At 56.0% G+C, this 12029-nt stretch carries 10 protein-coding genes; 2 read left to right on the top strand and 8 right to left on the bottom strand.

Annotated features, from left to right (window positions below; translation table 11 throughout):
- Positions 1–395: 395 nt before the first annotated feature.
- Positions 396–1499 (top strand): GlxA family transcriptional regulator, encoded by a 1104-nt coding sequence (locus C8K63_RS15965; RefSeq protein WP_108217598.1) that lies wholly within the window; start codon positions 396–398, stop codon positions 1497–1499.
- Positions 1500–2052: 553 nt separating this feature from the next.
- Here C8K63_RS15965 and antC read toward each other — a convergent pair.
- From antC to C8K63_RS15930, 7 genes are all read right to left on the bottom strand, one after another.
- The gene (gene antC, locus C8K63_RS15960) at positions 2053–3084 is read right to left on the bottom strand and encodes an anthranilate 1,2-dioxygenase electron transfer component AntC (protein WP_108217597.1); all 1032 of its coding nucleotides are present in this window, start codon (positions 3082–3084) and stop codon (positions 2053–2055) included.
- An 18-nt stretch (positions 3085–3102) separates the two neighbouring features.
- On the bottom strand, positions 3103–3591 hold the full coding sequence (gene antB / locus C8K63_RS15955; protein WP_108217596.1) for an anthranilate 1,2-dioxygenase small subunit: 489 nt from the start codon (positions 3589–3591) through the stop codon (positions 3103–3105).
- 1 nt (position 3592) lies between these two features.
- Entirely contained in the window at positions 3593–4978 is a 1386-nt protein-coding gene (gene antA, locus C8K63_RS15950; protein ID WP_108217595.1) for an anthranilate 1,2-dioxygenase large subunit, read from the bottom strand.
- A 529-nt stretch (positions 4979–5507) separates the two neighbouring features.
- On the bottom strand, positions 5508–6761 hold the full coding sequence (locus C8K63_RS15945) for an OprD family porin (protein WP_108217594.1): 1254 nt from the start codon (positions 6759–6761) through the stop codon (positions 5508–5510).
- A 91-nt stretch (positions 6762–6852) separates the two neighbouring features.
- Positions 6853–8157, bottom strand: coding sequence for a CitMHS family transporter (locus tag C8K63_RS15940; RefSeq protein WP_108217593.1), 1305 nt, complete (start codon positions 8155–8157; stop codon positions 6853–6855).
- A gap of 128 nt (positions 8158–8285) precedes the next feature.
- Positions 8286–9620 (bottom strand): dicarboxylate/amino acid:cation symporter, encoded by a 1335-nt coding sequence (locus C8K63_RS15935; RefSeq protein ID WP_108217592.1) that lies wholly within the window; start codon positions 9618–9620, stop codon positions 8286–8288.
- Between the two features lie 43 nt (positions 9621–9663).
- Entirely contained in the window at positions 9664–10746 is a 1083-nt protein-coding gene (locus C8K63_RS15930; RefSeq protein ID WP_108217591.1) for a 4-oxalomesaconate tautomerase, read from the bottom strand.
- 164 nt (positions 10747–10910) lie between these two features.
- Between C8K63_RS15930 and C8K63_RS15925 the strand changes: the two genes are divergently transcribed.
- The gene (locus tag C8K63_RS15925) at positions 10911–11801 is read left to right on the top strand and encodes a LysR family transcriptional regulator (RefSeq protein WP_095946308.1); all 891 of its coding nucleotides are present in this window, start codon (positions 10911–10913) and stop codon (positions 11799–11801) included.
- A gap of 123 nt (positions 11802–11924) precedes the next feature.
- On the opposite strand, the gene C8K63_RS15920 is transcribed toward C8K63_RS15925, so the two are convergent.
- A partial coding sequence (locus C8K63_RS15920) for an NAD(P)(+) transhydrogenase (Re/Si-specific) subunit beta (RefSeq protein ID WP_146176392.1) occupies positions 11925–12029 on the bottom strand: 105 nt, incomplete at its 5' end.

Raw genomic sequence — 12029 nt, 5'->3', positions numbered from 1 at the left:
TGCGGCGTGACCGGGTATAGGTCGCCATGCACCATCGCGGCGCATGCTTCAGCTTGCTGCAATCACTAACGTCATCGCCCACTGTTCCTTTCGAAAACCGACCTGTGCATGTCGGTAACAAGCAAGTTGCCGTTTTCGGCCATTCCCTCCCAAAAACGCTACCTTATTGCTCACTGCCAATGAGTAGAGCGGTTGACCACATCGCCTTCGCTTTTAACCTTACCCCTTGCGACCATCGGGATAGAGACATCGGAGTGTCGTTTTTTGAACGCATGGAAGGATTCATTGAAGTCAGGTGTGAGTTTTGCAGGTAAATACAGATAGCTCGCTGGACGAGCAATAAAAAGAGCCTGCGCCTGAGGCCGTTTACCCGCTTTGTGTGAGGAGATACCGCGATGACGACGTTCAACTCCGGGGCCCAACCCCAGAACCGTGCGCCTCAATCCATCGGCTTTCTGCTGCTGGACAATTTCACGCTGATTTCCCTGGCGTCCGCAGTGGAACCCCTGCGCATGGCGAATCAGTTATCCGGCCGCGAGCTGTATCGCTGGACCACGCTCACCGTCGATGGCGGTCAAGTCTGGGCCAGTGACGGTCTGCAGATCACGCCTGACGCCGCCATGCACAAAGCGCCGCCGCTCGACATTGTGATTGTCTGTGGCGGGATCGGCATTCAACGCACGGTGACCCGCGCGCACGTGTCGTGGCTGCAGAGCCAGGCACGTCAGTCCAAACGCCTGGGCGCGGTGTGCACCGGCAGTTGGGCGCTGGCTGGTGCCGGCCTGCTGGACGGGTTCGACTGCAGTGTGCACTGGGAATGCCTGGCGGCGATGCAGGAAGCCTTTCCTCGGGTGACCATGAGCACCCGGCTGTTCACCCTCGACCGGAACCGCTTCACCAGCTCGGGCGGCACTGCGCCGCTGGACATGATGCTGCACCTGATCAGCCGTGATCATGGGCGTGAACTGTCGGCCGCCATTTCGGAAATGTTCGTCTACGAGCGCATCCGCAACGAGCAGGATCACCAGCGTGTGCCACTCAAGCACATGCTCGGCACCAACCAGCCGAAGTTGCAGGAAATCGTCGCGCTGATGGATGCCAACCTTGAAGAGCCGATCGACCTCGACGAACTGGCGGTGTACGTCGCCGTTTCGCGACGTCAGCTGGAGCGGCTATTCCAGAAGTACCTGCACTGCTCACCGTCGCGCTATTACCTCAAGCTGCGTCTGATCCGCGCGCGGCAATTGCTCAAGCAAACGCCGATGTCGATCATCGAAGTGGCGTCGGTCTGTGGTTTCGTGTCCACGCCGCACTTCTCCAAGTGCTACCGCGAGTACTACGGTATTCCGCCGCGTGACGAGCGCGTAGGGTCCAACACCACCCAACAAGTCGCGATGACGCCGCTGCCGCAAGCGCTGGTGCTGTCGCCGTTGTCCGGACCGTTGTCGGCGCTGAGCCAGGCGCGCAATGAGTCGACGTTTGCCAGCGTAAGGATCTAGACCGAGGCGTTATCAAAAGATCGCAGCCTTCGGCAGCTCCTACAGGGGAACGCGTGCACCACCAAACAACGAGGTCGAGCGTTAGCTCGCCTCGCGGTGCTGTTGCGGTGCACGCCCCCTCGTGAGGCCGAGCGCAGGTTCTGCGCAGTGGGCAACCCGGCATGGATGCCGGGTTAGCCGCCGCCGGCCATGGATGGCCGATGGCGGCGGGCCCTGTAGGAGCGAGCTTGCTCGCGAAAAACCTGAGAGCACCGCGGGGTGTCAGGCTCCCCGCGTCATCGTTGACCTCCATCGCGAGCAAGCTCGCTCCTACAGGCCGGGCGGCGTTCCGTTTTTCCAAGTGACCCGCCGTCAGGGCGGAACCCTAAGTGGCCGTTACCGCAGCAATGGATATGTACACCAGGAAGAAAATGCTCGGCCGTAAGGTCGCCATCGCTGGTAAGTCGGATCGCCGCACCGCAGCTTCTACAGGTATCGGTGTTCCCCGGGATTCCGTGAAGAACCATAAAAAACGGGGGAGTACCTGGTCGATTCCAGATACTCCCCATGGTTCTTAATGTTTTGAGTTGCTCTCGATGAACTTCTCGTAAAACATCTGGAATTTTTCGATTCGCTGCTCGATGAACCAGGTCTTGACCGCTTCCACCATTGGCGGAGGGCCGCACAGGTAAATATCGAATGGATCAGCCTCAAACGCATTTCGGTCAAAGTGATCAGGAATCCATCCGGTTTTCCCTTTCCACTGCTCCGATGGCTTCGACACGATGAGGTGGTAGTCGAAATCCACGATACGTTCGCGATAGTCCGCCAGCCGTTGGGTTTCGCACAGGTCATTGTCCTGAGTGACACCATAGAACAGTTGGATCGGGTGCCCACAACCACCCTTTTCCGCGATGTTATCCAGCATCCCAAGGAAAGCCGACAGGCCGGTTCCTCCTGCGACCAGCACCAGAGGCTTGGTCACCTGGCGTAGATAAAAGCTACCCAAGGGGGCTTCGAACTCGATGATTTGACCGGGTTGGCAATGCTCACGAATGAAGTTGCTCATCACGCCGTCTGGCAGGAGGCGGATGAGAAATTGAAGCTGGTTAGTGGGATGGGGTCGGTTGGCAAAAGAATAGGAGCGCCACTCACTGGTTCCAGGCACATGCAGTCGTGCGTATTGCCCCGGAAGAAAATCCAGTTGCAGCGGGCTGGCGCTAGCGTCGATATGAAGGATCGCGGTAGTGGCTGAAACCTGCTCCACACGGGTAATCACCGCTTGCAACAATTGAGTTGCCCCAGCGTTGCACAAGCTCGAATCGAAATCGAAATAGAACGACGCATCCGATTGCACTCGGGTCTGGCAAGAGAGCATCTTGCGTTGCTCCAGATCGTGTTCGGACAACGCCTCGTCATCGACATAATCTTGAGTGTATTGACCTGATTCGCAGCGCCCCTGACAGGTGCCGCAGACACCTTCGCGACAATCCAGCGGGAGGTTCACGCCATTGCGTAGCGCAGCGTCGAGCAACAACTCGTTTGGCTTGACCTCGAAGAACGAGGTCTTGCCGTCGGCGAAGCTGAAAGCGACTTTATGGTTCATGACAGCGTGCTCCGCAGGTCACAGGTGATAGAAATCAAGCACTGAGTTGATGGTGTCGTTGAGCAGCACGATGTGCTTGCGAGTGATCTTCCAGCTGTCTGCGACCGCTTTAAGGTGGTAAGTCACATGGCCGTAGAACTGCTCGGACAACCCCTGTCGGGTATACAGGGTGACCCAGGCTGCCTTGACCTCGAGCAAGCCGTTATCGAGCTCCTTGATTCGCACATTGCTGATCTGATGCAGGGTGCGCGGCATCGGGTTTGACGCCGCCGATTTACCCGTGCGCAGACGAAACACCCGGTCTTCAAGGCCGGAGCGGTTCGAGTAGTAAATCAGCGACATGCCGCGCTTGGGGTCGGTGGTGTACACATGCTCCGACTCCCATTGCGGCAGGTGGAATTCACTCTGCTCATCGAAGAGGGCGATGTAGGCGTCCCAATCCTGCTGATCGCACAGTTCGGCTTTGCGGTAGAGGAATTGCTCGATGGAATGTTGTAGTGCGCTCATTTCACACCTCCTTCAACTTCAGGGCTTTTTGTTCCAGACCTTGCAGAAGGAAACGCTGCCAGGATCCATGCTGATTGATGTAGAGCCCCTCATGGGTGAACTCGGTGCCGGTCAATACCGGGTTGATGCCCAGGACCTCGCTGTTGGGAGTAGGGCCTTCGACCCATTTTTCACTGCCGCGGGACACTTCGTTCCAGCGCTCAAGGCGTGCCTGGAAGCCGCGCTGGGCTTCACGAAACTCCACCAGGTCGTCGGGGGTTCCCATACCAGAAACGTTGAAGAAGTCTTCGAACTGACGAATGCGGTTTTCCCGGTCCGCGTCGGACTCACCTTTGACGCCGATGCACTGGCTGGTGATTTCTGTCTTGTTCCAGGCTACCGGGCGCACGATACGCAGCTGCGAGCTGATCTGATCCATAAAGAACAGGCTTGGGTAGATGTTTAGGTTGCGCAGACGGTGCATCATCCACTCAGCCTGCTGCTGGCCGTATTCCTCGACCAGGCGCGGCATGACGCTGGCATAACCGGCGCGCACAGTCGGGTTGGGCATGTCGCTGAACAAGAGGCTGTGGCCATTCTTGAACGAGAACCAGCCATCGTCGGTTTCGGCATCGCCGGCGCCCAGTTTGCTGTAGTCCAGCGTGTCGGAGCCGCCGCCATTGGCGGCATTGACTTGCTGGCGATGTTGCACCGTGGAGACGTAGTTGTAGTGCACGGTGCTGACGTGATAGCCGTCCAGACCATTTTCGTGCTGCAGTTTCCAGTTGCCGTCGTAGCTATAGGTCGACTTGCCGGGCAGTATTTCCAACTCGCCGGTAGGAGACTGGGCGACCATCATGTCGAAGAACACTTTGGCATCGCCGAGGTAGTCTTCCAGCGAGTCGCTGCCGTTGACGTCCAGGCTGATGAAGACGAAGCCCTTGTAGCTTTCGATCCGGGCTTTCTTCAGGCCGCGGGTGGCCTTGTCGAAGCCTTCCGGGTATTCCCCCGGGGCCTTGACCTTGACCAGGCGGCCGTCACTTTTGTAACACCAGGCGTGGAACGGGCAGGTGAAGGTGGACTGGTTGCCTTTGCTGACGCGAGTCAGCGTCGCGCCCCGATGCTGACAAGCATTGATCAGCGCGTGAAGCTGATGGTTGCCATCGCGGGTGATGATCATGGGCTGACGACCCGCACGCATCGTCAGGAAATCATTGGGGTTGGCGATTTCACTCTCGTGGCAGGCGTAGATCCAGTTCTTCTCGAAGATCAGTTCCATCTCCAGGTCGAACAGTTCCGGCTCTGTGAACATGTCACGGGCGATGCGGTAAATGCCTTCGGCCGGACGGAAATCCAGGCAGCCCTGGATGTATTCTTGCCACTGGGCAATGCTTCTCGAGTTGTTCATCAGGTACACCCTTTTGTAGTTTTTAGGCTCCCCCCGATTGAAAGCCTTTTTGTGGGGTGCATCTATCCGGATTCGAGGCGATATCTATCCGCTTTTGAGGTGGCACGACCCGCTCTTTATGGGACATGCATGGCGGGTTTCTTTTGGTTCTTCACGGAACTCCGGGAAACTGTAGGAGCCGGCTTGCCGGCGATGGACTCAAGTACGCCGCGTTTATCCGGTTCACACGCGTTATCGTTATCGACCATCGCCGCACCGCAGCTCCTACAAGGGAGCGTGCCCACTTTTTTTTGGTTCTTCCCGGGATTGCGTGAAGAACCAAAAAAAATGCTTCCCCCGCCAACGATGTCGGTTACCACGAGCGGTGCTTTGTGCTTTGTGCTTTGTGCTTTGTGCTTTGCGGCGTCGGGGGGAGATCCGCAAGCCATCGTTCGAATGGCCTCAGGCGCAGGTTCTTTTTATCGCTCGTTCAAATGGATTGGCTCGTGATCGCGACCCCGAGCCTTGGTATCCGGTCGTGATCCGTGTCCTACCAAAGGACAATGTCGTAGGTAAGGTAGATCCGGTTGCTGTCACGCCCCCGGGAATAATCCGAGCGGTAGACATAGTTGCGAAGGCGCACGCCCAGGCCGTTGAAAGAACCTCCTTGAACGACGTAAGCCAGCTCGGTATCACGCTCCCATTCCTTGACGGTGGTGTCGGATTTACCGTCATTGCCGCTCAGGTAGCGCGTGGAAAAGGTCAAACCAGGCACGCCTGCGGCCGCGAAGTTGTAGCCGTAATTAAGCATCCAGGTCTTCTCGTCTTCCTCAATGAATTTGCCAATGCCAGCGTTACTGAATGAATAGACGGTAGCACCACTGATGAAGGGTAAGCCTGCATCGCCGCTAAGGGTCTGATAGCCACCCCCCATCGTATGGCCCGCGATGGCATACGATAGTTGGCCACTGAGCATGTCGTTGTCGATTTTGCCGTCGAAGGCAGATCCGGTATCAGCGCTATGGAAGTAGCGCAAGTCACTGGTGAGCACTCCACCGGCCAAAGGCAGGTCGTGTTGGATGCCTGCGAAGTTCTGGCGATAAAAGTTATCGAGCTCGCCATAGAAATAGCTCAGACGGATGTCCTTGCCCAATTTATATTCGGCACCGGCGTAGCTGAAATCTCCTGATTTATCCCCACTGAAACCGTCAGGTACGATCGGCATGCTGTCGGTAGAGTCCCGGAGTTTGAAACGGTCCAGGTATCCTCCGGTGACGGTAAGGTTTTCTATGTCGCTGCTGCTTATTTGGGTGCCTTGATAGGTCTGTGGCAACAATCTCGCATCGTTGTAAATCAGCACAGGGGTCTTGGGCAGCAAGGTGCCGTATTTGACGGTGGTCTTTGCAAGCCGTGCTTTTGCTGTAACACCGGCACTGGCAAACTCGTCGGCCGCCCGACCGTCATCATGAACCGGCAATAGTCCGGTACCGCTGCGGCCACGGCCTGAGTCGAGCTTGACCCCAAACAGACCAAGGGCATCAATGCCAAACCCCATCGTCCCTTGTGTAAATCCTGACTGATAGTCCAGCAAGAATCCTTGAGCCCACTCGGTTCGCTCACTTTTTGCGGTTCTCGCGGCTCGTGTGCTCATGCCGTGTTCGTCACGAAAGTTTTCGTTGAAATACACATTTCGTAGTTGCAGTTTAAGTTTGCTGTCATCGATAAAGCCTTCGGCGCTGGCACCGGCCATTGGCAACAAACCTAAAACGCAAAACAAAGCCTGACGGGAATACAAAAAGCTCATGGCAAATTACTCATTGTTGTTTTTTAGAGTGCAGGACAGCGCGAGCCTCGCTGGTGAGGCACGTTGGACGACGGCATAAGATTTGGGTGAATCAGGTGAACAGGCTGATTGCCCCGGTTAACAAGGCCAGTGCAGTAACCACCAGGGAGGTGAGCACCGCCCATTTGACGGTGGCTTTCTGGAAGTCGCCAATATCGCGGTCGACCATTCCCACCAGCAACAGAGTAGACGCGACCAGTGGGCTCATCAGGTGTACAGGCTGTCCGAGGATCGACGCCCGGGCGATCTCCACGGGATCAATGCCATAAGCTGCGGCCGCATTGGCCAGGATCGGCAATACGCCAAAATAGTAGGCGTCGTTAGACAGCACGAAAGTCAGCGGCATGCTGGTGATCGCAACGACCAGTGGGAACAGGTGCCCCCAGGACGGCGGAATCCAGTCGACGAGGGTTTGGGCCAAGGCGTCGACCATTTTTGTACCCGAAAAAATCCCGGCAAAAATCCCGGCTGCAAACACCAGTAACACGACGGTCATGGCGTTGCCCGAATGGGCAAGGATGCGTTCTTTCTGAATGTCCAATTGTGGATAGTTGATCATCAGCGCCAGAACGAAGCCGATCAGGAACAGAATCGCGGAGTGCATCAGCCCCATCACGAGAGCCGCCATCACTGCAGCTACGAGTAGCAGGTTGATGTACGCAAGCTTGGGACGCTTGTGCGGTGTGTCCTCAAGAATCGCCTCGATGTAGCAATCGCCGCCACCACTTTGCAGCTGAACATTGCCGATACGCTTACGCTCGGCACGGCCCAGCAAAAACGCGGTAAAGACTACCCACATCGCACCACCAATCATGGTCGGTAGCAAAGGCACGAAGTATTTACCCGCATCCAGGCCCAATGCCGCGATCGCGCGAGTCGCGGGGCCGCCCCATGGCGTCATGCCACTCATAATGCTAAGTGACAACATAGCGATGGTCGCTAATATCATCGGGTTCATGCCGATGCGCTTGTACAGCGGCAGCATTGCCGCGCAAGTAATCATGTACGTGGTTGTGCCGTCACCGTCCAAGGCTACAAGCAAGGAGAGGAGGGCAGTGCCAACAGCGATCTTCATTGGGTCACCATTGACTCGCTTCAAAATTTTGCGAATCAGTGGATCGAACAAGCCGGCGTCGATCATCAAGCCAAAGAACAGGATTGCGAATAAAAGGAGTGCGGCTGAAGGGGCGACCATTTTCAGGCCGTCGAGCATCATCTTGCCGGTGGTACCGCCAAATCCGCCAATGACGGCAAATACGATGGGCACAACAGTCAGTGCGACAATGGGCGACAAACGCTTAGTCATTATGAGGAAGGTGAATACGACCACCATGGCTAAGCCAAGGAAAGCGAGCATAGGACGATTCTCTTGTTGTTATCGTTAGAGTGGCTGACGCCGAGGCATACGCCCCCCAACCCGCTAAGCGACACGATCAACGGTGCCTGGCGGGTGGGTTTTGAGTAAAGTCAGGAGTAGGGTAGGAACTATCCGATCTTGGCGTTCTTGACGACTTCCAGGTCTTCCCAGGATTCTTTCTTGGCCAGCGCCTCAGCCGGAACAGGTTTTCCGTCCAGGGTCTGTATCAGCGTTTCCCGGTTGCAAGCATTTTCCGAGATAGAGATCACGACAGTTGCCACAGCATTGCTGGCCAGGCTGGTCAGTGCACGTGCCTCAGACATGAAACGATCGATGCCAATCAGCAAGGCCAAGCCGGCCAACGGAATGTCGTGCATCACGGTCAGCGTAGATGCCAGTGCGACAAAACCGCTGCCGGTCACGCCGGCGGCTCCTTTTGAGGACAACAGCATGATCGCCAACATGGTGATGGTCTGGGTGAGGGTGAGGTCGATGTTGCAGGCTTGGGCAATAAAAATGGCGGCCAGCGACAGATAGATGGCAGTGCCATCCAGGTTGAACGAATAACCAGTCGGCAGCACCAGACCCACCACGCCTTTCCTGCAACCCAAGGCTTCGAGTTTTTCCAGCATGCGTGGCATCACAGGTTCAGTGGAAGAAGTCCCCAGCACCACCAGAAACTCCTCACGGAAGTATCGCAACAGCTTCCAGAGACTGAAGCCATTAGCGCGACAAATGCTTCCCAACACCACGAAAACAAAGAAACCGCAGGCGATGTACAACGTCATGATCAATTTCGCCAGCGAACCAAGCGAAGTGATGCCGTACTGCCCTACCGTGAACGCCAACGCGCCGAAAGCGCCGATGGGTGCAAAACGCATCAGGTAAGAGAAAATCTTGAAGACCATGTGCGACGCTGCTTCAAGAACGTCAAGCACCGGCTTGCCGCGCTCGCCAAGCGAGGACAGGGCAAAGCCAGACAACACCGCAATGAACAGCACCGGCAGTACTTCACCCTTGCTGAATGCACCGATAAAGGTATCGGGGATGATGTGCATGAAAAACTCGACCACCCCAAGCTGTGCAGCCGACTCGGTGTATTGAGTCAATCCCTTGGTGCTCAACTGACTCGGATCAATGTTCATGCCGGCGCCAGGCTTGAACACATAGACCGCGACCAGGCCGATGATCAGGCTGATCACCGTCAACCCAAGAAACAGCAACATGGTCTTGCTGAGCAAGCGACCGAGTGAACGCTTGTCACTCATCCCGGCAATGCCAGTAACGATGGTGCAGAACACGACAGGTGCAATCATCATCTTGATCAGCTTGATGAAGGCATCACCGAGCGGTTTGAGAGCGATAGCTTGCTGAGCCCAGAAATGCCCGACGATTACGCCCAGCAGGACAGCGCAGAGAATCTGGAAATAGAGCGATTTAACAACTTTCATGGCATCACCCATTTTTAGAATTGTGCTGATGCAAAAATGCCAACGACTACCGGGTCTATCCGGCAAGTCGCGCAGAGGCAGTGGCGTAAACGTAACCGGCGAATAGCCTGCGTGCCGTGCGTACGACTGAGGCGCGAATGGTCTCACCCTTGGCACCGGTGTAGGACAACACGACGTCAATTGCGCCGCTTGGATGCTCGATTCGAACATTTTCCAGACGAGGGGTACTGATTCCACCCAGCATCTGCGCGACTACGCTGCCTTCAGTGACGCAAGCGGTGGCCAGGCCGATGGAGCCAGTAATGGCAAGGGCACGGTGGCAGTTGTGCGGCATGAAGTAGCGAACCTGAATCGTGCCACCGGCTTTGGCCGGTGATACCAATACGGGTTTGGGAATGACCTTGTCGCTGACATCACCCAGACCCATTGCGAGGCCTGCTTGAAGTCGCAACGACTCCAGGCGCCGCAAAAATTCCTTGTCGGCGTCCAGTTCGGCCGGGCTTTCATCTCCACGTTTGCCCAACTGGCCAGCTTCGACAAGAAGCATTGGCATTGCCATGTCGATGCAGGTCACAGGAACGTTATCGATCACATCCTGTGTGTTTCCTGTAGGGAAGAGTTTGCCAGTCTTACTGCCGGCGGCATCGAGGAAGGTCAGTTGCACCGGTGCAGCGGTACCCGGCACGCCGTCGATTGCAGTCTCTCCCTCGTAACTGACCTTGCCATCCGGGGTCTGCACTTCGGAATTGACAAATGTCCCTGTGTTCAAATTGCGAATGCGCACGCGAGTACGCTCGCGGGACGCCTTGACCAGACCCTGTTCAATAGCAAATGGACCCACGGCGCACAGCATGTTGCCGCAGTTGGGAGCGGTATCCACCCGACGTTGTGAAACCATCACTTGTACGAACAGATAGTCGACATCCGCATCTGGGTGCAACGAAGGGCTGACAATAGCCACTTTGCTGGTTTGCGGGCTGCCGCCGCCGATGCCGTCGATTTCCAGCTCATGACCTGAGCCCATCAGGTTGAGCAGCAGCTCGTCACGGGCTTCGATGGCTACAGGTAAATCCCAAGCGAGAAATACCGGGCCTTTGGAGGTACCACCACGCATTAGCACACAGGGAATTCTTTGCATGACACAGACTCTTGGTGATCAATCGGGGTAATTGATGTTCTTGAGGCAAGAGTGTCAGGCTTTAAAAAATGTTTCCAATGCAAATATCGTCGCTATTATTGCGTTTGACGAATGATTAAAGTGAGGTAGATTGCTATCCATCCTCGTTGCTGGCGTGACAAAAAATGGACTACGAGCTTAATGACATACGATCTTTCGTGAAGATTGCCGAACTGGGCAGTTTTCACGAAGCGGCTGATGCCCTGCATCTGTCTCAGCCAGCCTTGAGCCGGCGAATCAAAAAGCTGGAAGAAGGGTTGGGAACCTCATTGCTCGATCGCACAACGCGCAAGGTCAGCCTGACCAGCGTAGGTAGAGATTTTCTGCCTAAGGCACGGCGATTACTGGACGATTTCGATGAGTCGATTCTCAATATCCGCGAGCTCGCGGAACGTCAAATTGGCAGGGTGACCCTGGCGTGTATTCCGACTGCCGCATTCTACTTTCTGCCTTCGGTGATCCGCCTGTACAACGAGCGCTATCCTAAAATTCGAATCCGATTGCTGGACCTTAGTGCGAATGAAGGCCTTGAGGCAGTCCTGCGGGGCGAAGCCGATTTCGGCATCAATATGATGAGCGGCCAGCACCCGGATATCGAGTTCGTGCCATTAGTGAATGAACCTTTTGTGTTGGCCTGCAGGCGTGATCATGAGTTGGCTGAACGTAGCTCGGTGACCTGGTCTGAACTCAGCGATTATCGTCTTATCGGCGTGGGTCGCCTGAGCGGAAACCGTATGCTGCTGGATCACGCTTTATCAGGCTTGAGCTGGCGCCCACAGTGGTTCTACGAGGTACAGCACTTGTCCACTTCTCTGGGCCTGGTAGAGGCTGGGCTCGGCGTATCGGCGATGCCAAGTCTGGCAATGCCTGCCGGGGATCACCCAACGCTGGTAAGCGTCCCTTTGATAGAGCCTGTGGTGAATCGATCGCTGGGATTGGTTTACCGTCGGGGGGCATCACTATCCCCCGCAGCGGAGAAATTCGTTTCAATACTGCTCGAACAATGGCCGCAATGAGGGATCGGCGGTTTTTATAGCAAGCGTCGTCGAGCAGACTTCACTGGTGAGTGGATGGGCTTCACCCTCCCATTAACCCCGTCCTGTCAATGGCCGGGGTTTTGGGGAAGGGCTGGGCAGGTTTTACTCGACGGCCTTGACCATGTCTTCGATGACCTTCTTGGCGTCACCGAACACCATCATGGTCTTGTCCAGGTAGAACAGCTCGTTGTCCAGACCGGCATAGCC

The sequence above is a fragment of the Pseudomonas sp. GV085 genome, assembly GCF_003050925.1.
GTDB lineage: Bacteria > Pseudomonadota > Gammaproteobacteria > Pseudomonadales > Pseudomonadaceae > Aquipseudomonas.
This window is presented reverse-complemented; position numbering and strand designations above follow the sequence as displayed.